This is a genomic window from Pseudomonas sp. GW821-FHT09A09 (assembly GCF_059418405.1).
Genome location: NZ_JBWKPU010000021.1, coordinates 69,259 through 95,743, shown reverse-complemented (window position 1 = coordinate 95,743; position 26,485 = coordinate 69,259). Strand labels below are relative to the sequence as shown.

28 protein-coding genes are annotated in these 26,485 nt (G+C 61.5%); 11 read left to right on the top strand and 17 right to left on the bottom strand.

Annotation, left to right across the window (positions count from 1 at the left end; all coding sequences use genetic code 11):
* Positions 1 to 353: 353 nt before the first annotated feature.
* Positions 354 to 1,133, bottom strand: coding sequence for a peroxide stress protein YaaA (yaaA, locus tag AC07OV_RS18980; RefSeq protein WP_495092765.1), 780 nt, complete (start codon positions 1,131 to 1,133; stop codon positions 354 to 356).
* A gap of 221 nt (positions 1,134 to 1,354) precedes the next feature.
* On the opposite strand from yaaA, the gene AC07OV_RS18975 reads away from it, so the two are divergent.
* From AC07OV_RS18975 to moaE, 5 genes are all read left to right on the top strand, one after another.
* Positions 1,355 to 2,479 (top strand): polysaccharide deacetylase family protein, encoded by a 1,125-nt coding sequence (locus AC07OV_RS18975; RefSeq protein ID WP_494997232.1) that lies wholly within the window; start codon positions 1,355 to 1,357, stop codon positions 2,477 to 2,479.
* A 348-nt stretch (positions 2,480 to 2,827) separates the two neighbouring features.
* Positions 2,828 to 4,222 (top strand): PhoH family protein, encoded by a 1,395-nt coding sequence (locus AC07OV_RS18970; RefSeq protein ID WP_003188745.1) that lies wholly within the window; start codon positions 2,828 to 2,830, stop codon positions 4,220 to 4,222.
* A gap of 161 nt (positions 4,223 to 4,383) precedes the next feature.
* Positions 4,384 to 4,857: a cyclic pyranopterin monophosphate synthase MoaC gene (gene moaC / locus AC07OV_RS18965; protein WP_176994994.1), complete on the top strand. Its 474-nt coding sequence runs from the start codon at positions 4,384 to 4,386 to the stop codon at positions 4,855 to 4,857.
* Positions 4,854 to 5,096, top strand: coding sequence for a molybdopterin converting factor subunit 1 (gene moaD, locus AC07OV_RS18960; RefSeq protein ID WP_176994993.1), 243 nt, complete (start codon positions 4,854 to 4,856; stop codon positions 5,094 to 5,096). The genes moaC and moaD overlap by 4 nt, the downstream gene beginning before the upstream one ends.
* Before the next feature lie 2 nt (positions 5,097 to 5,098).
* Entirely contained in the window at positions 5,099 to 5,548 is a 450-nt protein-coding gene (gene moaE, locus AC07OV_RS18955; RefSeq protein ID WP_494997233.1) for a molybdopterin synthase catalytic subunit MoaE, read from the top strand.
* Between the two features lie 83 nt (positions 5,549 to 5,631).
* On the opposite strand, the gene AC07OV_RS18950 is transcribed toward moaE, so the two are convergent.
* The 3 genes from AC07OV_RS18950 to AC07OV_RS18940 form a co-directional block, all read right to left on the bottom strand.
* Complete coding sequence (locus AC07OV_RS18950; protein WP_495092764.1) at positions 5,632 to 6,768, bottom strand: NAD(P)/FAD-dependent oxidoreductase; 1,137 nt, start codon at positions 6,766 to 6,768, stop codon at positions 5,632 to 5,634.
* Positions 6,769 to 6,932: 164 nt separating this feature from the next.
* A complete protein-coding gene (gene rhlB, locus AC07OV_RS18945) occupies positions 6,933 to 8,396 on the bottom strand; it encodes an ATP-dependent RNA helicase RhlB (protein ID WP_495092768.1) in 1,464 nt (487 codons plus the stop codon).
* 96 nt (positions 8,397 to 8,492) lie between these two features.
* Positions 8,493 to 9,149 carry an alpha/beta hydrolase gene (locus AC07OV_RS18940; protein WP_495092763.1) on the bottom strand — a complete coding sequence of 219 codons (657 nt, stop codon included), beginning with the start codon at positions 9,147 to 9,149 and terminating at the stop codon, positions 8,493 to 8,495.
* 346 nt (positions 9,150 to 9,495) lie between these two features.
* Here AC07OV_RS18940 and AC07OV_RS18935 point away from each other — a divergent pair, with 346 nt between their 5' ends.
* The 4 genes from AC07OV_RS18935 (at position 9,496) to AC07OV_RS18920 (ending at position 13,664) form a co-directional block, all read left to right on the top strand.
* Positions 9,496 to 10,527 carry an amino acid ABC transporter substrate-binding protein gene (locus tag AC07OV_RS18935; RefSeq protein WP_178922834.1) on the top strand — a complete coding sequence of 344 codons (1,032 nt, stop codon included), beginning with the start codon at positions 9,496 to 9,498 and terminating at the stop codon, positions 10,525 to 10,527.
* Between the two features lie 72 nt (positions 10,528 to 10,599).
* Entirely contained in the window at positions 10,600 to 11,781 is a 1,182-nt protein-coding gene (locus AC07OV_RS18930; RefSeq protein ID WP_494997236.1) for an amino acid ABC transporter permease, read from the top strand.
* Positions 11,782 to 11,791: 10 nt separating this feature from the next.
* A complete protein-coding gene (locus AC07OV_RS18925) occupies positions 11,792 to 12,889 on the top strand; it encodes an amino acid ABC transporter permease (protein ID WP_494997237.1) in 1,098 nt (365 codons plus the stop codon).
* Positions 12,890 to 12,899: 10 nt separating this feature from the next.
* Positions 12,900 to 13,664 (top strand): amino acid ABC transporter ATP-binding protein, encoded by a 765-nt coding sequence (locus AC07OV_RS18920; protein ID WP_003221897.1) that lies wholly within the window; start codon positions 12,900 to 12,902, stop codon positions 13,662 to 13,664.
* A 59-nt stretch (positions 13,665 to 13,723) separates the two neighbouring features.
* Here the strand turns inward: AC07OV_RS18920 and AC07OV_RS18915 are convergent, their stop codons facing one another.
* Together AC07OV_RS18915 and AC07OV_RS18910 are read right to left on the bottom strand one after the other, a co-directional pair.
* On the bottom strand, positions 13,724 to 14,212 hold the full coding sequence (locus AC07OV_RS18915) for a type II toxin-antitoxin system MqsA family antitoxin (protein WP_176994986.1): 489 nt from the start codon (positions 14,210 to 14,212) through the stop codon (positions 13,724 to 13,726).
* Positions 14,209 to 14,520: a type II toxin-antitoxin system MqsR family toxin gene (locus tag AC07OV_RS18910; protein WP_494997238.1), complete on the bottom strand. Its 312-nt coding sequence runs from the start codon at positions 14,518 to 14,520 to the stop codon at positions 14,209 to 14,211. Before AC07OV_RS18910 ends, AC07OV_RS18915 begins: the two co-directional genes overlap by 4 nt.
* 159 nt (positions 14,521 to 14,679) lie before the next feature.
* On the opposite strand from AC07OV_RS18910, the gene AC07OV_RS18905 reads away from it, so the two are divergent.
* Both AC07OV_RS18905 and AC07OV_RS18900 read left to right on the top strand, forming a co-directional pair.
* Positions 14,680 to 15,339 (top strand): FadR/GntR family transcriptional regulator, encoded by a 660-nt coding sequence (locus AC07OV_RS18905; RefSeq protein ID WP_495092762.1) that lies wholly within the window; start codon positions 14,680 to 14,682, stop codon positions 15,337 to 15,339.
* Positions 15,329 to 16,597, top strand: a complete 1,269-nt coding sequence (locus AC07OV_RS18900) for a CynX/NimT family MFS transporter (RefSeq protein WP_494997239.1) — start codon at positions 15,329 to 15,331, stop codon at positions 16,595 to 16,597. The genes AC07OV_RS18905 and AC07OV_RS18900 overlap by 11 nt, the downstream gene beginning before the upstream one ends.
* 1 nt (position 16,598) lies before the next feature.
* On the opposite strand, the gene AC07OV_RS18895 is transcribed toward AC07OV_RS18900, so the two are convergent.
* The 11 genes from AC07OV_RS18895 to AC07OV_RS18845 form a co-directional block, all read right to left on the bottom strand.
* On the bottom strand, positions 16,599 to 17,198 hold the full coding sequence (locus AC07OV_RS18895) for a DUF1120 domain-containing protein (protein WP_494997240.1): 600 nt from the start codon (positions 17,196 to 17,198) through the stop codon (positions 16,599 to 16,601).
* Between the two features lie 190 nt (positions 17,199 to 17,388).
* Positions 17,389 to 18,009, bottom strand: a complete 621-nt coding sequence (locus AC07OV_RS18890; protein WP_494997241.1) for a DUF1120 domain-containing protein — start codon at positions 18,007 to 18,009, stop codon at positions 17,389 to 17,391.
* Between the two features lie 35 nt (positions 18,010 to 18,044).
* Positions 18,045 to 18,680, bottom strand: coding sequence for a DUF1120 domain-containing protein (locus AC07OV_RS18885; protein WP_494997242.1), 636 nt, complete (start codon positions 18,678 to 18,680; stop codon positions 18,045 to 18,047).
* Positions 18,681 to 18,690: 10 nt separating this feature from the next.
* A complete protein-coding gene (locus AC07OV_RS18880; protein WP_495092761.1) occupies positions 18,691 to 19,818 on the bottom strand; it encodes a DUF1120 domain-containing protein in 1,128 nt (375 codons plus the stop codon).
* An 11-nt stretch (positions 19,819 to 19,829) separates the two neighbouring features.
* Complete coding sequence (locus tag AC07OV_RS18875; protein WP_495092760.1) at positions 19,830 to 22,265, bottom strand: fimbria/pilus outer membrane usher protein; 2,436 nt, start codon at positions 22,263 to 22,265, stop codon at positions 19,830 to 19,832.
* A 137-nt stretch (positions 22,266 to 22,402) separates the two neighbouring features.
* Entirely contained in the window at positions 22,403 to 23,152 is a 750-nt protein-coding gene (locus AC07OV_RS18870; RefSeq protein ID WP_494997245.1) for a fimbria/pilus chaperone family protein, read from the bottom strand.
* 2 nt (positions 23,153 to 23,154) lie between these two features.
* Positions 23,155 to 23,781, bottom strand: a complete 627-nt coding sequence (locus tag AC07OV_RS18865; RefSeq protein ID WP_494997246.1) for a DUF1120 domain-containing protein — start codon at positions 23,779 to 23,781, stop codon at positions 23,155 to 23,157.
* Positions 23,782 to 23,862: 81 nt separating this feature from the next.
* Entirely contained in the window at positions 23,863 to 24,483 is a 621-nt protein-coding gene (locus AC07OV_RS18860) for a DUF1120 domain-containing protein (RefSeq protein ID WP_494997247.1), read from the bottom strand.
* Positions 24,484 to 24,520: 37 nt separating this feature from the next.
* A complete protein-coding gene (locus tag AC07OV_RS18855; protein ID WP_494997248.1) occupies positions 24,521 to 25,135 on the bottom strand; it encodes a DUF1120 domain-containing protein in 615 nt (204 codons plus the stop codon).
* A 40-nt stretch (positions 25,136 to 25,175) separates the two neighbouring features.
* Positions 25,176 to 25,817 (bottom strand): DUF1120 domain-containing protein, encoded by a 642-nt coding sequence (locus AC07OV_RS18850; protein WP_176994973.1) that lies wholly within the window; start codon positions 25,815 to 25,817, stop codon positions 25,176 to 25,178.
* A complete protein-coding gene (locus AC07OV_RS18845; RefSeq protein ID WP_495092759.1) occupies positions 25,814 to 26,443 on the bottom strand; it encodes a DUF1120 domain-containing protein in 630 nt (209 codons plus the stop codon). The genes AC07OV_RS18850 and AC07OV_RS18845 overlap by 4 nt, the downstream gene beginning before the upstream one ends.
* Positions 26,444 to 26,485: the final 42 nt, after the last annotated feature.

The following is a 26,485-nucleotide window of genomic DNA, read 5'->3' as shown; positions in this document are numbered from 1 at the left end:
CATCCTGTTTCCGGAAATTTCTTGAAATATTAGGAAAGATGGCACTAGTACTATAGTGATAGCACTTGCTATTTGGGCCAGTAGTTGTGGGGAGTTGGTGCGGGGAGATAGTTTTGTGCCACTACTGTTTAAAAAAAGTGGTGCCACTACGAAAAAAAATGAGAATTGTCGAGTGAAAGATTCGTTAGGAATGCGTCAAGATATTTTTTGACGCCAAAATGATGACGGTTCGGTGGGCGAAATGCGGTCAAGAAATGTGGGAGCTGGCTTGCCTGCGATGGCGGTGTTGAATTCACCGACGCTATCGCAGGCAAGCCAGCTCCCACATTCGAACATCTGTGCTTTCGAGGGCTTTATTCCGGTGCGTGATCGCGCAGGAACACCAGGTTGTCGGGCTTGGACTGCTCGGCATTGAAGCGATAGCCCTGCACGTCAAACTCCATGAGCCTGGCCGGGTCGTTGATGCGTTCTTCGATCACGAAGCGGCTCATCATGCCCCGGGCCTTCTTGGCGTAAAAGCTGATGATCTTGTACTGGCCGTTCTTCAGGTCCTTGAACTCGGTGTTGATGATCCGCGCGTTCAGGGCCGTGCGCTTGACCGCCGAGAAGTACTCGTTGGACGCCAGGTTCAGCAGCACGTCATCGCCTTGCTCGGCCAGGGCTTCGTTCAGCCACTCGCTGATACGGGTGCCCCAGAAGGCGTACAGGTCCTTGCCACGGGCGTTGGGCAGCTTGGTGCCCATTTCCAGGCGGTACGGCATCATCAGGTCCAGGGGGCGCAGCAGGCCGTACAGGCCCGAGAGCATGCGCAGGTGGTCCTGGGCGTAGGTGAAATCGGCGTCGCTGAAGGTTTCGGCGTTGAGGCCGGTGTACACGTCGCCCTTGAACGCCAGCAGCGCCTGCTTGGCATTGGCCGGGGTGAACGCCGGGGTCCAACTGCCGAAACGGGCAGCGTTGAGGCCGCCGATCTTGTCGGACACGTGCATCAACTCGCTGATCTGCGCCGGGCTCAGCGTGCGCAGCTGCTCGATCAGTTCCTGGGAGTGGTCCAGAAATTGCGGCTGGGTAAAGCGCTGGGTCGCAGGCGCGGTCTCGAAATCGAGGGTCTTGGCGGGTGAAATCACCGTCAGCATGAAGTCGTCTCCTTAAATCGTGGGGGGATTCTAGGGGGTTGAGGCGTTCGACTCCACCTATGGCAACGATAGAGATCGAAACTGTAGGAGCCGGCTTGCCGGCGATGGCGTCCGCAAGATCACTTCAAGTCTCCAGGGCCTCATCGCCGGCAAGCCGGCTCCTACAGGGGGCGTGGTGGATCGGCTATAGTGGCCGACGACTCTGGAAAGGGAGACCCTTTGTGCGAATTGCGCTTTTATTGTCCGCCTGCCTGTTTTGCCTGGGCGCCCAGGCCGCACCTGTGGACGTGGCCAGCCTGGACCGCGGCACCTGGCCTGAAAAGCTCAGCAGCCCCGCGCTGTTCGATGTGGCCTCACGCGCCGAAATCCTGATGTTCGCCCACAGCCTGCTGGCCAGCGAAAGCCAGGACGAAACCGCGCTCAAGCAGCGCCTGGGGTTGAAGATCATCAACCTGGCGTCCATCGACGACCTGCGCCGCCAGCTGTGGCAACGTTTGTTGGAGAACTACACCTTCGCCCAACAGAGCTGCGAGGAGGACGCCTCGTTTTGTTACCTGGTCGAGAACATGGACGACCTGCGCGAGCAGGCTGGCAAGTTCCAGGTCAGCGAAAACTCTTTCTATATAGGCTGGGCCGGCCCGAGCCATAATTTCCACGAACGCTACCTCGACGAATTGCTACGCAAGGCCGCGTTGTTCCCGCAGATCAGCAGCGAAGTCGCGCGCTTTGGTGACCATGAGCGCAATGGCGATGAACTCAACGACCGCCTGTTCCTGCTGACCTTCGATGGCGGCCCGGCGCCAGTCAGTGGCAACACCGACTGGCTTACCGATTACTTGCGCAAACAGAAGATGAACGCGACGTTCTTTGCCCTCGGCAGCAGCCTGCAGACCCGAGTGGAGCGCAGTTCTGCCGCTGATGTGCAGGCCTTGTACCAAGGCCAGTGCGTGGGTATCCAGGGCTGGCAGTACCGTTCCCACAGCCATTGGGTCGACTGGCAAAGTTCGATCACCCGCACGGCGTCGCTGGTGCAAAACCTGATGCCGGAGAACTACGTACCGCTGTTTCGCCCGCCCTACGGTCAGCGCCGGGCGGACAGCCAGGGGTTTTTCCAGTCCCAGGGGCTGCAAGTGGCGTTGTGGGACATCGACTCCCAGGATGACCCGGGCAAGCTCAAGCCCGACGAGTCGGCGCAGCGCGTGCTGACGTTGATGCTGCTGTGGCGCAAAGGGGTGATTGTGTTCCACGACACCCAGGACAAGGCGCGGGTGGCATTGCCTTTGTTGATGCAGGCAACGGCGCAAAGCGGGCTGGGTTGGCAGGACTGCCGTGAGGCGTTTCGCTGAAAAGACGAAGTGCCCGGCCCTGTTGGGGATGAGGCATTTCTGGGGCGATTTTAGAGGGCGTTTCGATGCAGGCGGACTTCCGACTTTAACGGGGTCGCTGGCACTCGGCTAGTGCTATTCGTCATCCTGAAAAATAAACTTCAAAAAAGCGTCAAAGTGCTTTTTCCTGTCATGGCTTTTGCGGTATTACGAAGTCAGATCGCCGAAACCTGCAGCACAGGTGGCGTCTTCCAAGACTCCTCATGTGGGCACTGCGCTTGACGTCACTTCAGGTGCAGTCGGTGGTCGAATCGAGGCGCAGCACCGCCCAGGTATTGCGTCGACTGGCTCCCACAAAGGTGACCGAGTATGGATGATCATGGACGTAACCCTTCTTCCGACCAGCCAATCCTTTATGTGCTTGATACCAACGTACTGATCCACGATCCAAACGCGCTGCTTAACTTCGAAGAACACCACGTCGCCATCCCGATGATCGTGCTTGAGGAGCTCGACAAACTCAAAAGCGGGCACCACAGCGTGGCCGCCGAATGCCGCCAGGCCATTCGCCTGATCGACAAGACCTTGGGTGAAGCCTCACCCGAAGATGTTGAAGTCGGTGTGCCGATCCAGCGAGGCAAAGGCGGGCCCAAGGGCTTGCTGTCGATTCTGATGAGCAAGCGCAGCGAGCCCAACAGCCTGCTGCCGGAAAACCTGAACGACAACAAAATCATCAACCAATTGATCGACCTGCACGCTCGCGACAAGGACCTGCGCGTGGTGCTGGTGACCAAAGACATCAATATGCGCCTCAAGGCACGAGCGTGTGGGATCGCTGCCGAGGACTACAGCACCGACCAACTGGTCGACGACGTGTCGATGCTCTCCCGGGGTTATCACATGATGACCGGCTCGTTCTGGGACCGCGTCAGCAAGGTCGAAACCCGTCAGGACCATGGCCGCACCTGGCACCAGGTTCAGCTGATCGACAACCTGCCGGCCGTGCACATCAATGAATTCATCGTCGACGAGCAGGGCTTCGTGGGCTGGATCAAAGAGATTCAGGTCGACAAGCTGCTGATCCTCGACCTGCATCAGGAACCCCTGTTGCACCAGGAAGCCTGGGGCCTGAAACCGCGTGATATCTACCAGAGCCTGGCGCTGTACGCGCTGCTCGATCCGGACATCCACCTGGTGAACCTGACCGGTGCTGCCGGTTCCGGTAAAACCATTCTCGCCCTGGCTGCTGCCATCGAGCAGACCATGGTGACCAAGCGCTATCGCCGCATCATCGCCACCCGCAGCGTGCAGGGCCTGGACCAGGAAATCGGTTTCCTGCCCGGCACCGAGGCGGAAAAAATGGAGCCGTGGCTGGGGGCGATCACCGACAACCTCGAAGCCTTGCACATGGATGACGAAAACACCCATGGCAGCGTCGACTACATCCTCAGCAAAGTGCCGTTGCAGTTCAAATCCCTCAACTACATTCGAGGTCGCAGCTTCCAGCAAAGCCTGATTTTGATCGATGAATGCCAGAACCTCACGCCGCACCAGATGAAAACCATCATCACCCGTGCCGGCGCCGGTTCCAAAGTGGTGTGCCTGGGCAACCTGGCACAGATCGACACCCCTTACCTGTCCGCGACCAGCTCCGGGCTGACCTACCTGACGGAACGCTTCAAAGACTTCCCGAACGGCGTGCACATTGCGCTGCAAGGGGTTCCACGTTCGATCCTGGCTGAATACGCCGAATCCCACCTGTAACCGATCCATAGGGACCGGGCTTTTTGTGGGAGCTGGCTTGCCTGCGATAGCATCACCACGGTGTAGCTGATACACCGCGGTGCCTGCATCGCAGGCAAGCCAGCTCCCACATTTGTTATGCGTTAGGTTTACAATCGCTGCTCCTGATCAGGAGTATCCCTGTGCTGACTCATCTCGATTCCCAAGGTCGCGCCCACATGGTCGACGTCACCGACAAAGCCGTGACGTTCCGTGAAGCGGTGGCCGAAGCGCGGGTGCGCATGTTGCCCGAGACCCTGAAAATGATCGTCGACGGCGCCCACCCCAAGGGCGACGTGTTTGCCGTGGCCCGCATCGCCGGGATCCAGGCAGCGAAAAAAACCAGCGACCTGATCCCCCTGTGCCACCCGTTGATGCTGACTGGCGTCAAGGTGGAACTCAGCGCCGACGGCGTGGACGCGGTGCACATCCTGGCACGCTGCAAACTCTCCGGCCAGACCGGCGTGGAGATGGAGGCCCTCACGGCCGCCAGCGTCGCCGCACTGACCATTTATGACATGTGCAAAGCGGTAGACCGCGGCATGACCATCGAAAATATCCGTCTGCTGGAAAAGCTTGGCGGTAAAAGCGGGCACTTCAAGGCGGACCAGGCATGAGCATCAACGTATTGTTTTTCGCACGCTACGCCGAGGCGGTGGGGTTTGACTCGCTGGAGATGGAGGGCGACTTTGCCACCGTCGATGCCGTACGGCAGGCCCTGGCCAGCGACCCTGAGTTTGCGGTGCTCAACGAAGCCAGCCTGATGTGCGCGCGCAACGAAGAATTGTGCGGCCTCGATGAGCCCGTGCAAGCCGGCGATGAAGTGGCGTTCTTCCCGCCCGTGACCGGAGGCTGACCATGGCCATTCGTGTGCAGGCCCAGGCGTTCGATCCCGGTGCCGAAGTCAACGCGATGCACGCGGCCAATGTCGGCGTCGGCGCGGTGGTGAGCTTTGTCGGCTATGTACGCGACTTCAACGACGGCTTCGATGTGGCGGGGATGTTCCTCGAGCATTACCCCGGCATGACCGAAAAAGCCCTGGCCAAGATCGCCGTGGAAGCTGAGCAGCGTTGGCCGTTGCTCAAGCTGGAAGTGCTGCACCGCATTGGCGCCCTGGAGCCGGGCGAGCCTATCGTCTTCGTGGGTGCCGCCAGTGCCCATCGCCAGGCGGCGTTTGATGCTTGTGCATTTGTGATGGATTACCTCAAGACCCGGGCGCCGTTCTGGAAAAAAGAAAACACCAGCGCAGGCCCGCGCTGGGTTGAAGGGCGCAGCAGCGATCACGCGGCCGCAGACCGCTGGAAATAACCCCCGTAGGAGCCGGCTTGCCGGCGATAGGGCCCTTGAGCCTTGTGCCCAACCAGAGGGCCTCATCGCCGGCAAGCCGGCTCCTACAGGGTGGGTTTCAATCGGGCCGGCGACAGCATCGCCTCGGTCAACCCAAGCCCGGTCAGTGAGTCGGGCAACGGCTCCCCTCGCACCAGCGCCGCGCTGGCCTGCCCCATGGCCGGGGAGGTCTGGATGCCGTAACCGCCTTGGGCGGCCACCCAGAACAACCCTTCCACGTGTGAATCAAACCCGCACACCAGGTCGCCGTCACTGACAAAACTGCGCAGCCCTGCCCACGTGCGGGTCGGGCGGCGGATGGTCAGGGTGGTGGCTTCTTCGATGTGGTAGATGCCCATGGCAATGTCCAGTTCTTCGGGCTGCACGTCGTGGGGTTCTACCGGGTCGGCGTTGGCGGGTGAGCCAAGAAACATGCCGGCGTCCGGCTTCATGTAGAACGAACCGTCCAACGCCGCCAGCTCGGGCCAGGCGTTGATATTCACATCCCCGGGCGGGGCGAAGATAAACGCGCTGCGGCGCTTGGGTTGCAGGCCGATCGGGCGTGCGCCGGCCAAGGCGCCGATCTGATCGGCCCAGGCGCCGGCGGCGTTGATCACCACCGGCGCGGCGAACACGTGGTGCGCCGTGTGTACTTGCCAGTGGCCTTGGCTGTCGCGGTGCAGCTGTTGTGCTTCGCTGTCGGTGTGGATCTCGCCCCCATTGCGCCGAATACCGCGCAAGTAGCCTTGGTACAGCGCGTCGGTGTCGATATCGCAGACGGTCGGGTCGTAGATCGCGCCGTGTACTTTTTCCGGGCGCAGGATCGGCATCATCTCCAAGGCGTCATCGGCGTCCAGCAAACGGGTAGCGGGCACCATAGCCTTGGCGCTCTGGTAGTGGCGCTGCAGCTCCTCGGCGTCACCCACCAGGTCGACGATGATTTCGCCACGGGGAGTCAGCAAGGGATGCTCGGTAAAACCGGTAGGTGGGTGGTCGAAGACGGCGCGGCTGCCCAGGGTCAGGGCGCGTACCTGCGGTGTGCCGTAGGCGGCGATATACAGTGCAGCAGAGCGGCCGGTGGAGTGGTAGCCCGGCATTGACTCACGCTCCAGCACGATGACGCGGGCGTGTTGTGACAGCCAGTAGCCGGTCGAGGCACCGGCAATGCCGCCGCCGATGATGAGGTAGTCGGCGTGGTTCATGGTTCCTCCTGGAATCCTCATTTCTAAGCAGGAACCCGATCCACTGCAGGAGCCGGCTTGCCGGCGATAGCGACCTCAAGGCCAGCGGCGATCTTGGGGCCCTCATCGCAGGCAAGCCAGCTCCCACACAAGCCAGCTCCTACAGGTCGACTGCATTCCAGCCTTTAAGGGCGTTTGCGCTCTACGGCCCGCAACAGGTGCGTCGGCGGCGTCTCGCAACTGATCTTGCGGCCCAGCAGCGCCTCGATCGACGGCAACTGGTATGAGTCATCTTCACCGGCAAAGCTGATCGACACACCCGCAGCGCCCGCCCGACCGGTACGGCCGATGCGGTGTACGTAGTCATCCGGCACTTCCGGCAGGGTGAAGTTGATCACGTGGCTGATGCCGTCGATGTGAATGCCGCGACCGGCCACATCGGTGGCCACCAGCACGCGGATCTTGCCTTCGCGAAAACCTTCCAACGTCTTGATGCGCTTGTGCTGCGGCACATCGCCCGACAGTTGCGCGGCGTTCACACCATCGCGCACCAGGCGCTCTTCGATGCGACGCACTTCGTCCTTGCGGTTGGCAAACACCATCACGCGCTCCCAACCGTTGTCGTTGACCAGGTTGTAGAGCAGCTTGTATTTGTCGGCGCCGGCCACGGCGTAGATGTGTTGCTCGACGTTTTCGCTGGCCACGTTTTCCGCTTCGATCTCGACGATGGACGGGTCAGTGGTCCATTGCTTGGCCAGGTTCATCACGTCATCGGTGAAGGTGGCGGAGAACAGCAGGGTCTGGCGCTCGGATTTCGGCGGGGTCTGGCGAATGATCTGGCGCACTTGCGGGATAAAGCCCATGTCGAGCATGCGGTCGGCTTCGTCCAGCACCATCACTTCGACCATGTCCAGGTGCACGTCGCCGCGCTGGTTGAAGTCGAGCAGGCGGCCCGGGGTGGCGACCAGGATGTCGCAATGGCGCGCTTCGAGGTGCTTGAGCTGCTTGTCGAAGTCCATGCCGCCCACGAACGTCATGACGTTGAGGCCGGTGTACTTGGTCAGGTCGGCGGCGTCCTTGGCGATCTGCACCACCAGCTCCCGGGTCGGGGCGATGATCAGCGCGCGGGGTTCACCCATGTAGCGCTCTTTCGGCGGCGGCGTCTGCAGCAGCTGGGTGATGATCGAGATCAGGAACGCGGCGGTCTTGCCGGTGCCGGTCTGGGCGCGGCCGATGGCGTCTTTGCCGGCGAGGGTGAAGCCCAGCACCTGCGCCTGGATCGGCGTGCAATACGGGAAGCCCAGGTCCTGGATGGCGTGCATCAGTTCCGGGGCGAGTTTGAAATCATGGAAGCGGGTCTTGCCTTCCTGGGGTTCGACGACGAAGTCTTCGAGTTTCCACGGCTTGACCGGTGGTTTTGGCGCACGTTCGCGGCGTGGCTTAGACGCTGGCGGCGCGGCTTCAGCCGGTTTTGCCTGCTCTGGCGGTGTCACCGTAGGCGTTTCAGGCTGAGCGACAGGTGCAGTCCGGTCGGGCTGTTTACCGTCATTGCGGCTGCCAGCAGTGGGGGCAGGGGCAGTGGGAACAGGCGCGAGCGGCTCGGCCTCGCTTTTGCCGAACATCTTCTTGAGTGCTTCGAGCACGGTGATCTCATTAATTGGTTAAGGAATGTACGCCGGCCAGTGTAATGCAAGAATCGGGCGCGGCGTAGTGCGTCTGTCATGTGGCTACATAATGTGTGGTTTTCAGCCCAGGCGAGCGGTCAACCAAGCACCTATATCGCGTATCTCTTCGGGTAACACTTCGTGGCCCATTGGGTATTCCTGCCATGTCACGGTGACACCACGGCTCTTCAAATGCTCGTAGGCGCTGCGACCCATGGCGTTCTGGACCACGTCGTCGTACTGGCCGTGCAGGCACAGGGTTGGAATGCGTTGCTGGCTGGCGGACAACTCCAGCTCGTCACTGAAGGTAGGTGCGTAGGTGGAGAGGGCGATCACGCCACCCAACGGGCCTTCCCAATTCAAAAATGCGGTGTGGTAGACCACGGCGCCACCTTGGGAAAACCCGGCGAGGAAAATCCGCGAAGCGTCTATTCCGGTTCTCTTCTGCGCTTCGATCAAATCCGTGACGGTTTTTGCCGACACTTCCAGCTCTTCCAGGCTGATGGAGCGGGCCGGGCTCATGGCCTTGATGTCGTACCAGCTCGGCATCTCGTAACCGCCGTTGATGGTCACCGGGCGGGTCGGCGCCTGGGGCAAAACGAAGCGGGTAGTCAGCAAGCTTTCCTGCAGGGCTTCGGCCACCGGCAGGAAGTCGTAGCGATCGGCACCCAGGCCATGCAACCAGATTACGCAGGCGTCTGCGGGCTTGGCGGGCTGAAGAATCAAGGGTTCGGTCATGTCTGCTCCATATATGTGCGCGCGCTCCGATTGAGTGCGTCGGAACGGTGCGCGACGGGTTGATCTGTTAAGAGAATGTCGCACGGTTGAATCTTTTTCTATTGACCATGGGCTGAAACGACTCAGCCAGCACTCTGGTACGGGCCTTGCTATGTGTAGGTCGATGTCAGAACTAACCCAGGACGGTAACACTATCAGTGACTGCCGCTTGTGGGATAGCAACTGGAATTATTGCGAAAGCCTCATGCCGCTCGACCTAAAAAAAGCCAACACAGGTCGATATCGCCTCATAAGGGTGCGCTGGGGTTCGAGCTCCGACACAACAAGAGCAAAACTGGAGGTTTGAATGAAGGTATTGAAATCCACCCTGGCCATCGTGTGTGCGGCGGCCGTGCTGGGTGTTAGTGGTTTCGCCCAAGCCGGCGCCACCCTGGACGCCGTGCAGAAGAAAGGCTTTGTGCAATGTGGCGTGAGTGACGGCCTGCCGGGTTTCTCGGTACCGGATGCCAGCGGCAAGATCCTGGGGATCGACGCTGACGTATGCCGCGCTGTAGCCGCTGCCGTTTTCGGCGACGCTACCAAGGTCAAATTCAGCCAGTTGAATGCCAAGGAGCGTTTCACCGCGCTTCAGTCCGGCGAAGTCGACATCCTGTCGCGTAACACCACCATGACCAGCTCCCGCGATGCGGGCATGGGCCTGAAATTCCCAGGCTTCATCACCTACTACGACGGTGTTGGCTTCCTGGTAAACAACAAGCTGGGCGTGAAAAGTGCCAAGGAACTGGACGGTGCAACCATCTGCATCCAGGCCGGTACCACCACTGAGCTGAACGTTTCCGACTACTTCCGCGCCAACAACCTCAAATACACCCCGATCACCTTCGACACCTCCGATGAAAGCGCCAAGTCGCTGGAATCCGGTCGTTGCGACGTGCTGACCTCCGACAAGTCGCAGCTGTTCGCACAGCGCAGCAAGCTGGCTTCGCCGAAGGACTACTCGGTTCTGCCGGAAACCATTTCCAAAGAACCACTGGGCCCAGTCGTGCGTAACGGCGACGACGAGTGGCTGGCCATCGTGCGCTGGGTTGGCTACGCCATGCTCAACGCTGAAGAAGCCGGTATCACTTCGAAAAACGTTGAAGCTGAAGCCAAGTCCACCAAGAACCCGGACGTTGCACGTCTGCTCGGTGCTGACGGTGAATACGGCAAAGACCTGAAACTGAAAAAGGATTGGGTTGTACAGATCGTCAAGCAAGTCGGTAACTACGGCGAAGTCTTCGAGAAAAACCTCGGCAAGAGCACCCCGCTGGAAATCGACCGTGGCCTGAACGCGCTGTGGAACAACGGCGGCATTCAATACGCACCACCTGTGCGCTGATCGCTGATGGTTCTGTCACCCGGTGGGCCAACCGCCGGGTGATGTTCTGTTCCATTCTTTCCGGGGCACTTCATGCAAAATCAAATCGGCGCACCAAAGCAGAAGCTCAGCTTCAGCGATCCCAAAGTGCGTGCGTGGCTCTTCCAGATCATCACGATTGTGGCGGTGGTCTCGCTGGGCTGGTACCTCTTCAACAATACCCAGACCAACCTGCAACACCGGGGCATTACCTCGGGTTTCGACTTTCTTGAGCGCAGTGCCGGCTTCGGCATCGCGCAGCACCTGATCGACTACACCGAATCGGACAGCTACGCCCGCGTGTTCGTGATCGGTTTGCTCAACACCTTGCTGGTGACCGTGATCGGTGTGGTGCTGGCAACGATCCTCGGGTTCATCGTCGGCGTCGCGCGCCTGTCGCCGAACTGGATGATCAACAAGCTGGCGACGGTGTATGTGGAAGTGTTCCGCAACATCCCGCCGCTGCTGCAAATCCTGTTCTGGTATTTCGCGGTGTTCCTGACCATGCCAGGGCCGCGTAACAGCCACAACTTCGGCGATACCTTCTTTGTCAGCAGCCGTGGCTTGAACATGCCGGCAGCACTGGCCGCTGACGGTTTCTGGCCGTTCGTGGCGAGCATCGTGGTCGCCATCGTGGCCATCGTGTTCATGGCCCGCTGGGCCAACAAGCGCTTTGAAGCCACCGGCGTGCCGTTCCACAAGTTCTGGGCGGGCCTGGCGCTGCTCATCGTGATCCCGGCGTTGTGCGCCCTGATCTTCGGCGCCCCCCTGCACTGGGAAATGCCGAAGCTGCAAGGGTTCAACTTTGTCGGTGGCTGGGTACTGATCCCCGAACTGCTGGCACTGACCCTGGCGCTCACCGTCTACACGGCCGCGTTCATCGCCGAGATCGTGCGTTCGGGCATCAAGTCCGTCAGCCACGGCCAGACCGAAGCTGCACGTTCCCTGGGCCTGCGCCCTGGGCCGACGCTGCGCAAGGTCATCATCCCGCAGGCCCTGCGGGTGATCATTCCGCCGCTGACCAGCCAATACCTGAACCTGGCGAAGAACTCGTCGCTGGCCGCCGGTATCGGTTACCCGGAAATGGTTTCGCTGTTTGCCGGCACGGTACTCAACCAGACCGGCCAGGCCATTGAAGTTATTGCCATCACCATGAGCGTGTACCTGGCGATCAGCATCAGCATTTCCCTGCTGATGAACTGGTACAACAAGCGCATTGCGCTGATCGAGCGGTGAGGAAACACCCATGAGTACGCATACTTTCAAACCTGATATGCCGCCGCCGAGCAAAGTCTTCGGCCCGGTGGCATGGATGCGCGCCAATCTGTTCTCCAGCTGGCTCAACACCCTGCTGACCTTGTTGGCGATTTACCTGGTGTACCTGGTGGTGCCACCGATCCTGCATTGGGCCATCATCGATGCCAACTGGGTGGGCACCACCCGCGCCGACTGCACCAAGGAAGGCGCCTGCTGGGTGTTTATCCAACAGCGCTTCGGACAGTTCATGTACGGCTACTACCCGGGCGACCTGCGCTGGCGCGTGGACCTGACCGTGTGGCTGGCCATCGTCGGCGTGGCGCCGTTGTTCATCTCGCGCTTCCAGCACAAGGCGATTTACGGCCTGAGCTTCCTGGTGCTGTACCCGATCATTGCCTACTGCCTGCTGCACGGCGGTGTGTTCGGCCTGACCAACGTGGCGACCAGCCAATGGGGCGGCCTGATGCTGACCCTGGTGATCGCCACCGTCGGTATCGCGGGCGCCTTGCCGTTGGGCATCGTGCTGGCGCTGGGGCGACGTTCCAACATGCCGGCGATTCGAGTGGTCTGCGTGACCTTCATCGAATTCTGGCGCGGCGTGCCGTTGATCACGGTGCTGTTCATGTCCTCGGTGATGCTGCCGTTGTTCCTGCCTGAGGGCATGAACTTCGACAAGCTGCTGCGGGCCCTGATCGGTGTGATCCTGTTCCAGTCGGCCTACGTGGCCGAAGTGGTGCGCGGCGGTCTGCAAGCCATTCCCAAAGGGCAGTACGAAGCTGCTGCGGCGATGGGCCTGGGTTACTGGCGCAGCATGGGCCTGGTGATTTTGCCGCAAGCCCTGAAGCTGGTGATCCCGGGCATCGTCAACACGTTTATTGCGCTGTTCAAGGACACGAGCCTGGTGATCATCATCGGCTTGTTCGACCTGCTCAACAGCGTCAAGCAAGCGGCTGCCGACCCGAAATGGCTGGGCATGGCCACTGAAGGCTATGTGTTCGCCGCCCTGGTGTTCTGGATTTTCTGTTTTGGTATGTCGCGCTATTCCATGCATCTGGAACGCAAGCTCGACACAGGCCACAAGCGTTAGGAGTTCTTTTATGAGCGAAGCAATCAAAAAGCCTGTGGGCCCTGAAGGCATTATCCAGATGCAGGGCGTCAACAAGTGGTACGGCCAGTTCCACGTGTTGAAAGACATCAACCTCAACGTCAAACAGGGCGAGCGTATCGTGCTGTGCGGCCCGTCGGGTTCGGGCAAGTCCACCACCATCCGCTGCCTCAACCGTCTGGAAGAGCACCAGCAGGGCCGCATCGTGGTCGATGGCGTGGAGCTGACCAACGACCTCAAGCAGATCGAAGCGATCCGCCGTGAAGTCGGCATGGTGTTCCAGCACTTCAACCTGTTCCCGCACCTGACCATCCTGCAGAACTGCACGCTGGCGCCGATGTGGGTGCGCAAGATGCCCAAGCGCAAGGCCGAGGAAATCGCCATGCACTACCTGGAGCGCGTGCGCATTCCGGAGCAGGCCCACAAGTTTCCAGGGCAGCTGTCCGGTGGTCAGCAACAGCGTGTGGCGATTGCCCGCGCACTGTGCATGAAGCCGAAAATCATGCTGTTCGATGAGCCGACCTCGGCACTCGACCCGGAGATGGTGAAGGAAGTACTCGACACCATGATCGGCCTGGCCGAAGACGGCATGACCATGTTGTGCGTAACCCACGAAATGGGTTTTGCGCGCACCGTGGCCAACCGCGTGATCTTCATGGACAAGGGCGAGATCGTGGAGCAGGCGGCGCCGAATGACTTCTTCGACAACCCGCAGAATGACCGGACCAAGTTGTTCTTGAGCCAGATTCTGCATTGATCGATGGGTGAATAAATAAACCCGGCCCTGTGCCGGGTTTATTTTTGCCTGCGTTTTTTTCAGGACGCCTGAGCCGCCAGTAGCTGTGCATCCCTGGCGATGAGCAGTTGGTTCAAGTCTTTCCCCGCGTTGAGGACCTCGATTTCAGCCAGCAGGTGTGGGTGTTTATCCAGAAGGCGCATTAATGTGAGCAACGGTTCCGGCGGAAAAATTTCAGCCCGTTCGTAGCGTGAAAATGCATTGTGCCCGCGGACGGTGAAGAGCCTCACCGCGTCTTTTTGTGTGAGATGCAGTTTGCGGCGGATTCGCTTCATTTCGGCGGCGATGATTTTGCGTGCGTCGATCAACAGCAGATCAGAGGCCTTGCAATAACGCTCTGCACTGTCGTCGTCGTGATCGAATTCAACTTCATGGCAGACCTCGCATTCCCAGCCTGCAATGTCGGGGATATCTCGAACCATTCCCCGCGTGTTGATCGTGAAGGTGCGACCTTCGAAGTGCTGCATTGCGTCATGGGTTCCGCAGCTCATGCATTGCTGGGTTCTCATAGGGTTTTCTCCTTGAAGGAGATTACAGGAGGACCACCGCCTGGGCGGTAAGTGACCTTGATGTAAATCTCCGTGCCGTAAATCTTGATCAGGTAGACGTCCTGCCATACCCGATGGTCTGCATAGGTCGTCATCGATTTGCACAACATTCGGCGCTCAAGGGCGCAGACCACCTGTTGCATTTGGTCCAGGCTCAATTCGAGCTGTCGAGCTCCCTCTCGGGCAGTTGCGGTGAACGCCCTGAAACCCAACTTAATGACCTCAGCCTTAACCAACGCCAAATCGTAGTGAGGTGTGTACTTTTCCATAAGACACCTGAGTCCAATAATTACCCTCAGAGGGTAATTTTACCAATCGAAAATACTGCTCCTTTTCCTGCTTAAGAACCGTAGTGCGTTGCCTTTGTAGGCAACTCCGAATAGGCTGTAGGAAAATTCATCCTATGATTGGACGAAAGCTTAAAACCCATGACAGACATCGCCCCCTTGATCAAACGCTCTCTGGTCGACCAGGCCCTGGAGCAGCTGCGCCTGCGCATCAGCCAGGGCACGTGGGCCATTGGCGAACGCCTGCCCACCGAGCCCGAGCTGTCTGCCGAGTTGGGCATCAGCCGCAATACCGTGCGCGAAGCCATGCGTGTGTTGGCGTTTTCCGGGTTGATTGAGATCCGCCAGGGCGATGGCAGTTACCTGCGCTCGATGACCGACCCGTTGGGCACGATGCGCGCGTTGTCCCACTGCACGCTGGAGCAGGCGCAGGAGACGCGGCAGATTCTGGAGGTGGAGGCGATCAGCCTGGCCGCGTTGCGCCGCACCGACGAAGACCTCAAAAGGCTGCGCGAGGCCCTCGACGCCAGCGCGGCGTTGTATCACGGCGACCTGGAGGCCTACATCAGCGCCGACCTGATCTTTCACAAGCACTTGGTGGACGCCGCGCACAACCCGGCGCTGAGCGAGTTGTACCAGTACTTTTCCGCCATCGTCGGTGCTCAGTTGCGCCAGACCTTGAACATCACTCCGCGCCGCCAGGCAGTGTTCGACCTGCATATCGCCTTGCTCGAAACCGTCGAAAAACAAGACCCGGAACGCGCCAAATCCCTCTGCCGGCAGCTGATCAATGAACCCTGAAACCAAACTCGAAGAACTGTTGATCGACGCCGAAGCCGACGACGAAGTGGTGCAACACACCCCACCCGCCATGAGCCGCCCCTGGTTGCTGATCCTGGGGCTGGTCCTGGTGGCGATGAACCTGCGCCCGGCGCTGTCGAGCCTGTCGCCGTTGCTCAATGACGTCTCGGCCAGCCTGGGCCTGTCGGCGGCCAAGGCCGGTCTGCTGACCACCTTGCCGGTAATGTGCCTGGGCTTGTTCGCGCCACTGGCGCCGATCCTGGCCCGGCGTTTTGGTGCCGAGCGGGTAGTGCTGGGGATTTTGCTGACGCTGGCCGGCGGCATCATCCTGCGCAGCTCGTTCGGCGAGGCCGGGCTGTTCGTTGGCAGCCTGATTGCCGGCGCCAGTATCGGCATCATCGGCGTGCTGCTGCCGGGCATCGTCAAGCGTGACTTCGCCAAACAGGCGGGCACCATGACCGGCGTGTACACCATGGCGCTGTGCCTGGGCGCGGCGCTGGCGGCGGGGGCCACGGTGCCGCTGAGCCACTTCTTCGGCGACAGCTGGACCTTCGGCCTGGGGTTCTGGATCGTGCCCGCGCTGGTTGCGGCGTTGTTCTGGTTGCCACAGGTGGGGCAAAAACATGGCGCTCATCAAGTGGCTTACAAGGTGAAGGGGTTGCTGCGCGACCCGCTGGCCTGGCAAGTGACCTTGTACATGGGCCTGCAATCATCCCTGGCCTACATCGTGTTCGGCTGGGTGCCATCGATCCTGATCAGCCGTGGCCTGAGTGCCACCGAAGCCGGCTTGCTGTTGTCCGGTTCGATCATCGTGCAACTGCTCAGTGCTTTGACGGCGCCATGGCTGGCCACCCGTGGCAAGGACCAGCGGCTGGCCATTGTCGTGGTGATGCTGCTCACCCTCGGCGGCCTGTTCGGCTGCCTGTATGCGCCGCTTGATGGCCTGTGGGGCTGGGCGATTCTGTTGGGGTTGGGGCAGGGCGGTACGTTCAGCCTGGCGCTCACTTTGATCGTGTTGCGCTCACGCGATTCTCATGTTGCGGCAAACCTGTCGGGGATGGCTCAGGGCATCGGTTATACGCTGGCCTCATTGGGCCCGTTGGCAGTCGGTGTGCTGCATGACTGGACCGGTGGCTGGGGCGCCACCGGCTGGGTGTTCGGCGTGATCGGCCTGGGCGCGATCATCGCGGGGCTGGGGGCCGGCCGCGCCCGATACGTAGACGTACAGAGCGAGGCCGTCCCTGTCGCAGGGCCTTGATTTACAGGTAGTTCACGGTGATTGTTGCGGAGCCGTCGATTGCGACCTCTTTATCAAGGGTCAGATTTTTAGTGGGTGCAATTCTCAGATAGGACGACATGTCGGCACTCAGCACTTGCACCGGGATTGGGGCCAGGCTGCCGGTGTTTGCAACCGAGATCAATGTAGTGGTTGCAAGGACCCGCCCCCCATACCAGGCTCCACCGTCGTCGGACGCGATTGTGCGTACCGCCACGCCATCGGCAATGGGGTTATCCACACGCAACTCAATACCGCCCAATTTTTCGGTGCCATTGATCAATCCCAGGCCGAAGTCGTACGGGTTGTCCTCTTCGAAGTGGGTACCTGCCCGATTGTCTTTGCCCGAGACTGCCATCAGTGTCGCGGCATCGCAGGTGACGGTCAGTTTGATGAGGGGGGTAGGAATATGAGTCGGCAGGTTAGCATTGAGCGCCTTTGTGGAAATCTTGCCGATATCAATGACCCCGCCGTTACCCAGTGTGGGTGTACAGGCGCTGGGGGTGATTGTGCCTTTGACGCTCAGGTCGACGCTGGACGCGGCGAGCGCATGGCCTGCGCTCATCATTAGCGCGGTGATCAACAGGTTACGGGTGATCCTTATGGTATTGCTCCTACAGGGTTGGGAAAAAACGCGAATTACAGGTACACAACGTCCAACGTGGCCGACCCGCCCATCGGCGTTTCCACGCTGAGCGTCCAGGTTCTGTCGGGCGTTGTGTGGCTTCCAGCTTCAGGCGGCTGGTCAGCGTCTAGGGGATTGGCGACAAGGGTCAGAGGTAACGCACGGTCAGCGTGACCGAGCCGTCAATGGGTACTTCTTCGGTCAGAGTCAGGTTTTTGGACGCCGCGATGACAGCGATGACCTGCAGGTCCGTCGTCAGTTGTTGCGTCGGCAAAGGGGTCATCCCGTTCGTCTCGGCAACGGTGATCAAGCCGTCATCCATAAAGGAGCTCTCACGCTCCCAGGTCGTGCCGCCGTCTCTTGAGCCGATAGCTCTGGCGGCAACCCCGTCCGCCTGGGGCCCCGACATGCTGACCGTGAGGTAGCCCAGTTTTTCGCTGCCATTGATCAGCCCGAGGCCGAAGTTGTAATAATCGTTGCTGGACTCGGAGCCTTCGCGGTTGTCTTTTGAAGCAATGGCAAACAGCGTCGCGGCCTCGCACGTCACCGTCATTTGCATGTTCTGCCTGGGCAGGTAAGTGGGTTGATCCACTCGCAAATCCTTGGCGGAAATTTTGCCGAAATCTGCCACGCCGCCGTTGGACACCGCAGGCGTGCAGGCACTCGGGGTAATCGTCCCTCTGACGCTCAGGTCGACGCTGGACGCGGCGACCACATGGCCTGCGCTCATCATCAGCGCGGTGATCAACAGGTTACGGGTGATGCTCATGGTATTGCTCCTACAGGGTTGGGAAAAAACGCGAATTACAGGTACACAACTTCCAACGTGGCCGACCCGTCCATCGGCGTTTCCACGCTGAGGTCCAGGTTCTGGCGTGCGTTGAGCGTGGCTTCCAGCTTCAGGGTGCTGGTCAGCGTCTGGATGGCCGAGGGGCCGGCAGTGCTGCCGACCACATCGGTGAAACCGAGCAGGCTGCGCGAGCCGACGTCGATGGGGTTGAGGTTGGCGGTGCGCCAGGCCAGGCCACCGGTGGTGGACTCGGTGCCGAACACCACGGCCAGGTCATCGACCACGGTTTGCTTGGGGTCGAAACTCACCGAGTACACCCCGATCTTGTTGCCGCTGGTGTCCAGCCCCAGGCCGTAGAAAATCTCGCTGTTGACGTGGGCGGTGCCGTCGCGGTTGTCACGCATGCGCAGGGCGAAGCGGCCGGGCGCGTTGCAGTTGACGGTGAGGGTCAGGTACTTGTGGGGCAGGCGGGTGCCGTTGGTGAGGTTGAGGTCATTGCGCGAGATCTTGCCGAAGTCCACCAGCCCGCCGCCGGACAGCAGCGGCGTGCAGGCCATGGGCGTGATCAGGCCGGTGACGGCCAGGTCAACGGTGGAGGCGGCGTGCGCAGTGCCCGACAACAACGTCAAGGCAATCAGAAGGTGTTTCATGGGAAGGCTCCTAGAGGTAGTTGAGTTCGAGGGTGGCGGCGCCGTCGAGGCGCACTTCGCTGCCCAGGTCCAGCGTGCCCAGCGGTGCGATCACCGCTTCCAGGCTCGTGGTGGCGCTGAGTTGTTGAATCGGCACGGGGCCGCTGGTGTTGCCGACGCTGGTGCTGAACCCCAGGAAACGGCTGGCGCCAATCGCCAGCGGGTTGGCGCTCGCGCTGCTCCAGGGCGCGGTGCCGGTGGGGGAGTCGGTTCGGTAGAGCCCGGGGAAACTGTCGGCGGTGGTGCGCGCAGGGTCGAAGACCAACCGGTAACGGCCGATTTTTTGTTGTTGGGCGTCGAGCCCCAGGCCGTAGGTGCTGTCGTCTCCCGGGCCGGTGGCCGAGCCTTGGCGGTTGTCCTGCAGGCGCAGGCTGAACGCGGTCGGTGCGTCGCAAGCCACGCTGACCACCAGTGGTCGTGCGGGCAGGGCCGTCTCTTTGTCGACGCTCAAGTCCATCACCGATAACTTGCCGAAGGCCACCGTGCCGCCGTTGGACAGGCTCGGCGTACAGGCCGCAGGGGCGAAGCGGGCTTGCAGGCGCAACTCCCGCGAGCGTCCCGTGTGGAGGGCATCGACGACGCCGCTGGTGTCCCAGGTGACGGTATCGCTGACGCGCAGGGCGTCTTGACTGGCCCAGGCGCTGACCTCCAGTTGTAACGACAAGCTGCGCCCGCTGACCGGCACGCCGGCACGCATCGGCACGATGCCGTGTTCAGGACGCCAGCGCAGGGCTGCGGCGCTGCTCACCGGCGGCTGGCCACTGCCGGGCACCAGGCCCAACTCCACGGGCTGGCCGTCGAGCAGTGCGTCGCTCGCCCGCAGGCTGTAGCTGCCACGGCGGGTGAATTGGAAGCGCTCGGTGCCGGCTGCCAGCCCGCGATAGAACAGGCTCAAGTCAGTGGGCGTGGGGCAGTTCAGCGTCAGGCTCAGGCGCCGTTCGCCCAACAGGTGCTCGGCCACGGCTACCGGCGACACCGCCCGGTTTACGAGGCCGAAATCCACGGCGGTTTCGCTCAGGTTCAACTGGCACTCATCCATGCCCCACGCGTTAGCGCCCAGCAACAGGCTGGCGGACAACAAGGCAGGTTTCAGGCCCATGGTTAAGTTCCTCATGGTAGGCACCGCGCCGGTGCGGTTTCGTAATACACCTCGGGATCGCCCCGTTCGGGCAGCTCGAAGTCCAGGCGGCAGCGGGGTTGACCAGGGGCGCTGACCCACAATTCGCGGCGGTCCAATACGTCCGGCAAGAACACCTGGCTGCCGTCCTGAACCAGGGTTACGAACTCACCGTTGGCGGTGCTGACGGCGGCGCCGCGGGGGAGAGGCTGGCCGTTGGCGTCGGTTACGCTCAACAGGGCCCGGCGTGTGAGCGCCACGCCGAACTCGACGTTGTCTACGGCGCCACGTCCGGCTGACAGTACTGCCAAGCCATTGCTGATGTCGGCGTTGCGCGGCAACGAGCGGGTTTGCACTTCCACCGGGCTGCGCCCATAGGGGCTGAGTTGCGACACCACAGCCTGGCCTTGCCAGTCGGTCCACACCGGGCCACTGGGGGTGCTGACCTTGATGCCGGCCATGTCCCCCACCGACATCAGCGCAAAGGTCTCGCGCACCGGGTAGGGCGAAAAAGTCAGCCCATCGCCGTGCAACACCACGCCACCGCGTGCGCCACCTTGATAGCTGGAACGTTCCTGATTGTTGCGGGTGTAGTTGAAGTCCAACTGGCTGTAATACGGCAGCGTCGAGACACCGATGGATGACTCCACCTCACGGTCACGGCTGTCGCGTTCAATGCTTGCCTGGTAGCTCAACTGGTCGTTGATCTGTTCGCTGACCCCGGCCCCGATGCGGTGATCGCCTCCGGCATTGCGCGCCCAGGCACGACCGCGGCGGCTTTCGCCCAGGGGCACGCTGATGTTCAGGTACACACTGTCATCGCTCTGCTGGCGGCCGCCCACTTGCCACTCGGCGCTGGCGGACACCGAAACACGCCCAAAGCTGGTGCCCCACGATGCCAGCGCGCGGCTGCTGCTCTCACCGGTAAACGAGGATGAGCGCGAGATGCCGGCGCTGAATGCGCCGAGCATCGGGTGTGACCAGGATGCGGTCGCGCTCTGTTGGTCGCGGTAGCGCGACTGGCGTTGCTCGCGGGTTTCGGTGAGGTAGGTGGAGTCTTCCAGGTCGCGATAACCCAGGGTGCGCCAGGAGCCCGCCGTGGTGATTGCCCAACGTTCGGACAGGCGTTGCGACCACGACAGATCGGTTTGTACACCCCGTTCGTTGCCATTGCGCGTGGCCTGGGCGATTTGACTGGACAGTTGGAGCTGGCTGTCCTGCCAGGGCAACCAACCCAGGCTGGCACCGACCGCGCGATAATCCTCGGCGCCCAGCGCGCCGGCACCCACACTGACTTGCGGGTGCAACGCACCGCTCCAGCCACCACTGACCACCCAGGGTTCGGCGCCTTCACCGGCACCGAGCTTGCGCACGCGTCCCGCCGCCACCGAGTAACCCGGCGCAGGCAAGCCCAGGCCAAGCATGGCGGCAGGCACGGTGAAGCGACGTTCCTCGCCGCTGCTTTCCTTGACCGTGACTTCCACGTCGGAACGGCTGTTCAAGCGTCGTACATCGGTGAGGGAGAACGGCCCCGCCGGCACCACGGTGGAATGAATCAACGTGCCGTTCTGACGGATCTCCACCTGGGCCGGGCTGTTGGCGATGCCGGTGATGGTGGCGCCCTGGTTCTGGTCCTGCAGGGCCGTCTCGGTGAGCACCTGCGCCCCGGTGATCTGTGCGCCGGCCAATACCGGGTTGTACAGGTTGATCTGCCCGGCCTGGAACACTGCTTGCTGTTCGGCAAAGGTGCGCTGGGCGTAGGCGTCCAGGTGGGTGGTGCGCGACACCTTGTCTTGCCAGGTGCGTACCTGGCGACTGCGCACGATCCAGTCGCCGGCGTTGAAACCGACCTCGGTGTTGGCCGAGCCGAAACGGCTAGTGTCGTCGCCGAATTCGTTGTACAGGCCGCTCAGGTCATAGTTGAGCAGCCCGGCGAACCCGCCGGTCTGGTAGCCGGACACATCGCGCACGGTCGGACGCAGCGCATCGGTGGGCACGACCAGCGACAGGCTGAGGGTGGCGGGATCCTGCTCGATCAAGGTCTGCGGGTATGCCTCGAGAAAGGCATGGCATTCGCCATCGTCGGCCGGTACGCGCAAGTGGCCTGCATCCAGTAGGGTCTGGTTGAAACACAACGCGCCTTGCCCGTTGAACAGCATGTCCACCCGCCCACGTCGCTGGCCGTTCACGGTGAGGTTCAGGGCGTGGCGCCCGGCCGGGAAGCGCGGGGCTTCCAGCAACAGGTTGGCCAATTGCGGGTCAATGCCCCGTTGGGCCAGGGTTTGTGGATCAAATGAGCCGGCGCCTTCTTCGGCCAGGGAGGCAGCCGTTGGCAGCACGGTGCCCAGGCTCAGCGCAACGCCCGCCAGCCATTGGCGCGCCCGGGGTGATGAAACACCAGGCACGGCTTCGCCGTCGCGATCAGTCATAACTGTGCTCACAAGTCGTACTCGAATAATGGAGTCTGGCCCGCGCCATTCCATCGTGGCGGGAGAGCTCCCGGCGGCCTTCAATGAGAGGCCACTTCGTTATCAGGGCGCCGGCATTCGGCCCGCCGGCGCTGCGATCAAAGGGTGATCGGTGCTTCGTAAGGCGCGACCGCAAATCCGTAGACGGTGGCCGGTTGTATCTGCACGGTGCTGGCCTGGGCCTGGCTGGCGGCCACGCTCAAGGTCTCGCCGGGTAGCACGTAGGTGCGTGGCAGCAAGGCTGAGCCTTTGCCGGGCAGCAAGGTCAATTCCTGAGCCAGGCGGACCACGTAGGGCGTCGGGTTATTCACACTCAGTTGCTGGTTCTTCAGGCTCCAGACCAAGCCGGTCCAGGGCGTGCGATTCGGTGCGAGCCCCTTGGGGTGCAGAATCACCGGCAGGTTCTGGCGCACCGTCACGCCCACTCGCGCATGCCCGGCCTGGCCTTCGGCGCGGCCCTGGGGCATGCCTTCGAAGATCACCCGTTTCAAGCGCTGGGTGGTCAGTGGCGTGGCAGATTGCAGGATGAAGCGGATCAACTGGCTCTTGGACGGCTCGACCCGTGTGAGCGGTGGCGTGACAAACAGCAGGGGCGACGGGTCTTCGGGAATGTCTTCGAGGGTGACGTGCAGCAGGGCAAGCTTGGCGTCAGTGTTGGTTACCGACACCGAGGCTTCGCCATCGGCCTCATTGACGATCACCACCGAAGTGTCCGGCACCATGCCGTCGGCGAGCACAAGGGTGGGGCCCCACAACGTCAGCGCCAGCGCGGCGAGGTAGAGGGAGGCATAGCGAACCAGGTTGAACACCCGTGTAATTGTTTTGGCAACGTAAGGGAAGGGGAACATGACTACAGATACCTCAGGTCTAGCACGATGGAACCGTCCAACGGCACCTCTTGGTCGAGGGTCAGGTAGGCGGCGGCGTTGATCGATGTTTTGATGTCCAGCTTGGCGGTGAGCACGCTGTGCGGATCGGGCACCAGGGTGCCGGGGTGCGCGAAGCCCATGTAGTTGTCCGGGTAGGCGTTGGTTTCGGGAAACCAGGTCAGGCCGCGGTTGCTGGAGGCCAGCACAATGGCGCGCTGACCATCGCCCACCACTTCGCGAATGGCCAGGGCCACCGAGCCCATGCGTTCGGCCGGGGCATGGATGTTGTTGCCCAGGCCGTAATAGAAGCCTGGCCCCACGGAGGAGTCGGCACGGTTATCCACACCCACCAGCACGAACAACACGGGTTGGTTACAGGTGACGTTCATGTCCAGCGTGCGCATGGGCAGCTCGGTGAACTCGTACTGATTGAGCGAGCGGGCTGGCACCCGCCCGTGGTCGACGATGCCGCTGGGCGACAGGACCGGCGTGCAGGCGCTGGGGGTGATGCTGCCGGTCAACGTCACGTCGACCTTCGAGGCACACAGCGCGGAAGTGGCGGTCAGGCAGAGACCGAGCGTCATCAAGCGGAGTGAGAGCGTGTTCATGGTCTGATGTTGGAACCGTGTTGAGGGACATCCGTGAGTGCGGCGCTGGGCGCAGCGCGCAAAGGCTGCGCCCGTTTTCCATTACAGGTACTTGACGGTCAGGGTCGTCGAACCGTCGATTGGCACTTCCTCGGTCAGGGTCAGACTGTTGGCCGGGGCAATGAAGGGCGAGACGGTCAAATCGGCCACCAGTGACTGCACCGGAACGGGCGCGACGGTGGCACTGTTGGCGATGGAGGTAATGCCGTTGTTGATCATGGACACCAGGAGTGCCCAGGTCAGGCCATTGTCACGCGAAGCAATGGGATCCACATTGACGCCATCGGCCACCGCCGATCCCAAGGTCATTTCGAAGTAGCCTAGCTTTTCGTTGCTATTGACCAGGCCCAAGCCAAAGGCGGTGTCTTTGGTGACCGAGGCCGAACCTGCACGGTTGTCCTTGGGCTCAATGGCCATCAAGGTGGCGGCGTCACAGGTGACGGTCACTTGCAGGGTGTGATCCGCCAGCGGGGTTTCTGTATTGGCATTGAGGTCCTTGGCCGAAATCTTGCCGATATCCACATTGCCGCCGCCGGACACGCTTGGCTCACAGGCACTCGGAGTGATCAATCCACGTACGGTCAGGTCCACGCTGGAGGCGGCGAGGGCCGTGCCGGTCCCGGTGAGCAGCAGGGTGGCGAACAGGGCATTCAGGGCTTTCATGGTGTTGCTCCTATCAAGGTAAGTTGAGGGAAAAGGGTCACAAGTACTTGAGTTGCAGCGTGGCTTGGCCGTCCAGTGGCACCTCATCGAGCAAGGTCAGGTCGGTGGCGGGCACGATGATGGTGAATGCGCGCAGACGGGCATTCAGGATTTTCAGGGCGATGGGCGTATTGGGGCCGTCGAGGGCCGCAAATGAGGTCAGTGCCTCATGCCCCAGGTAGATCGAAGCGGCCCAATTGGCGCCCCCGTTGCTTGACGTGATCACCTTGACCGGTTTGTCATCGGCCACCGGGTCGAACAGCGAAAACGCCACGCTGCCCAGTTTTTCTTTCTCGGCGGTCATGCCCAGGCCGTGGTGCCTCGGGTTGATGGCGGAGGTGCCCGCGCGGTTATCCACGGTGGTCAAGGTAAAAAAGGTCTCACCCTCGCACTGCACTTCAAGGCGCATCTCGGCTGGATCGAGCAACGTCGGGGAGCTGGGTTGCAGGTCCTTGGAGGTCATCTTGCCGTGGTCGATCACGCCACCGTTCGACAGCACGGGTGCGCAGGCGCTGGGTGTGATGGTCCCGGAGACGCTCAGGTCCGTACTGCTGGCAGCGAACGCGCCAGGCGCAAGGGCGGCTAGCAGGAAGGCGAGGGTGGGTCTGTCCATGGGCACAAGTCCTTGTAAGGTAGGGTTAAGGGTGAAGGCGCTATAGGTAAATCAGGTCCAGAGTGGCTGAGCCGTCCAGTGGCACTTCACGATCCAGGGTCAGGCCCTGGGCCGGTGCGATCAGCGTGCTCACACGTATTTGCACACGCAGTGCCTGGATCGGCAGCGGGCTCCAGACGCCGGAAGAAGCGTCCCCGAACGCGGCCAGTCGCAGCGGGGGCAAAGCGACGTTTTCTTCAACCACGCTCCAGCTTTGGCCGTTGTCTGATGACTGCAATTGAGTGATGGGTGCGTTCTCTGCCAAGGGCGTGTGCAAGATGGTGTGGTACACGCCGATCCGTTCGCTGGCGTGGGTCAGTCCGAGCCCGAAACCGAAGGGCTCGGAGGCGCTGGAGCCGGCGCGGTTATCGGTGAGCCTCAAGGCGAACAGGGTTGGGGCCTGGCAGTTGACGGCCGCAGGCAACTGGGTGAGCGGCAACGGGGTGAAGGACTCGCGGTTCAGATCGCGGGCGGCGATCTTGCCGTAGTCGATCAGCCCCTCCTGGGCCAGGCTCGGGGTACACGCGCTGGGGGTGATGATGCCGCGTACCGTCAGGTCCACGTTGCTGGCGGCGAACGCCACAGGGGCCAGGTTGAGCACGAGGCCGAACGTGCCGCAACGGCACAGTGTCGAGGCCTTCATAGGTAGCGCAACTCGAACGTGGCGGACCCGTCCAGGGGAATGGTTTCGCCTGCCGGGATCTGGCTTTTTGGAAAAATGTAGGGTTGGACAATCAGGTCCAGCGCTACATCTGTCAGGGGAACGGGGGCGCGTGTGCCGGACGTCTGATTGCCGAAAGCACTGAGTGTGTTGGCCGGTACCTGCCGTTCGGAGTTGTAGATCCAGGTCGAGCCGTTATCCAGGGAGTAGATCGGGTAGGCGGTGGGGTCGTCGGTGACCACGTTTTCCATGGTCAGGAAATACGTGGCGATCCAGTTTGTCGGGCTGACCCGCCCCAATACGAAGGAGGCGGCGGGGCCCGCCACTGACGATCGATTGTCCTGGGCGTTCAGCCCGAACAGGCTCGACCCTTCGCAATTGACCGCCAACTTGAAGAGGGTCCTGGGCAGTTCGGTGACCCCGGTCGGGTCCAGGTCCTGGGTCGAGATCTTGCCGTAATCCACCAGCCCGCCATTGCTCAGGCTAGGCGTACAAGCGCTCGGGGTAATGGCACCTTTGACCGAAAGGTCCACGGAGCTAGCGGCCAGCGCCGTACTGGCGTGGGCGATCAGCAGGGCTCCGGCCAGGGCGGCGAGAGAGTTTTTCATCACAGTCGGTATTCCTATGCACGGATCAGGGGCAGAGCGGCG

Excerpts from the sequence above, each read along its gene's own strand:
- yaaA (WP_495092765.1), bottom strand. The coding sequence starts at position 1,133 with ATGCTGACGGTGATTTCACCCGCCAAGACCCTCGATTTCGAGACCGCG.
- AC07OV_RS18865 (WP_494997246.1), bottom strand. The coding sequence starts at position 23,781 with ATGAACACGCTCTCACTCCGCTTGATGACGCTCGGTCTCTGCCTGACC.
- AC07OV_RS18880 (WP_495092761.1), bottom strand. The coding sequence starts at position 19,818 with ATGGGCCTGAAACCTGCCTTGTTGTCCGCCAGCCTGTTGCTGGGCGCT.
- AC07OV_RS18845 (WP_495092759.1), bottom strand. The coding sequence starts at position 26,443 with ATGAAAAACTCTCTCGCCGCCCTGGCCGGAGCCCTGCTGATCGCCCAC.
- moaD (WP_176994993.1), top strand. The coding sequence starts at position 4,854 with ATGAGCATCAACGTATTGTTTTTCGCACGCTACGCCGAGGCGGTGGGG.
- AC07OV_RS18930 (WP_494997236.1), top strand. The coding sequence starts at position 10,600 with ATGCAAAATCAAATCGGCGCACCAAAGCAGAAGCTCAGCTTCAGCGAT.
- AC07OV_RS18905 (WP_495092762.1), top strand. The coding sequence starts at position 14,680 with ATGACAGACATCGCCCCCTTGATCAAACGCTCTCTGGTCGACCAGGCC.
- AC07OV_RS18890 (WP_494997241.1), bottom strand. The coding sequence starts at position 18,009 with ATGAGCATCACCCGTAACCTGTTGATCACCGCGCTGATGATGAGCGCA.
- AC07OV_RS18970 (WP_003188745.1), top strand. The coding sequence starts at position 2,828 with ATGGATGATCATGGACGTAACCCTTCTTCCGACCAGCCAATCCTTTAT.
- AC07OV_RS18860 (WP_494997247.1), bottom strand. The coding sequence starts at position 24,483 with ATGAAAGCCCTGAATGCCCTGTTCGCCACCCTGCTGCTCACCGGGACC.
- AC07OV_RS18950 (WP_495092764.1), bottom strand. The coding sequence starts at position 6,768 with ATGAACCACGCCGACTACCTCATCATCGGCGGCGGCATTGCCGGTGCC.
- AC07OV_RS18875 (WP_495092760.1), bottom strand. The coding sequence starts at position 22,265 with ATGACTGATCGCGACGGCGAAGCCGTGCCTGGTGTTTCATCACCCCGG.
- AC07OV_RS18915 (WP_176994986.1), bottom strand. The coding sequence starts at position 14,212 with ATGAGAACCCAGCAATGCATGAGCTGCGGAACCCATGACGCAATGCAG.
- AC07OV_RS18940 (WP_495092763.1), bottom strand. The coding sequence starts at position 9,149 with ATGACCGAACCCTTGATTCTTCAGCCCGCCAAGCCCGCAGACGCCTGC.
- AC07OV_RS18920 (WP_003221897.1), top strand. The coding sequence starts at position 12,900 with ATGAGCGAAGCAATCAAAAAGCCTGTGGGCCCTGAAGGCATTATCCAG.
- AC07OV_RS18935 (WP_178922834.1), top strand. The coding sequence starts at position 9,496 with ATGAAGGTATTGAAATCCACCCTGGCCATCGTGTGTGCGGCGGCCGTG.
- AC07OV_RS18850 (WP_176994973.1), bottom strand. The coding sequence starts at position 25,817 with ATGAAGGCCTCGACACTGTGCCGTTGCGGCACGTTCGGCCTCGTGCTC.
- AC07OV_RS18855 (WP_494997248.1), bottom strand. The coding sequence starts at position 25,135 with ATGGACAGACCCACCCTCGCCTTCCTGCTAGCCGCCCTTGCGCCTGGC.
- AC07OV_RS18900 (WP_494997239.1), top strand. The coding sequence starts at position 15,329 with ATGAACCCTGAAACCAAACTCGAAGAACTGTTGATCGACGCCGAAGCC.
- AC07OV_RS18885 (WP_494997242.1), bottom strand. The coding sequence starts at position 18,680 with ATGAAACACCTTCTGATTGCCTTGACGTTGTTGTCGGGCACTGCGCAC.
- AC07OV_RS18925 (WP_494997237.1), top strand. The coding sequence starts at position 11,792 with ATGAGTACGCATACTTTCAAACCTGATATGCCGCCGCCGAGCAAAGTC.
- AC07OV_RS18870 (WP_494997245.1), bottom strand. The coding sequence starts at position 23,152 with ATGTTCCCCTTCCCTTACGTTGCCAAAACAATTACACGGGTGTTCAAC.
- AC07OV_RS18910 (WP_494997238.1), bottom strand. The coding sequence starts at position 14,520 with ATGGAAAAGTACACACCTCACTACGATTTGGCGTTGGTTAAGGCTGAG.
- moaE (WP_494997233.1), top strand. The coding sequence starts at position 5,099 with ATGGCCATTCGTGTGCAGGCCCAGGCGTTCGATCCCGGTGCCGAAGTC.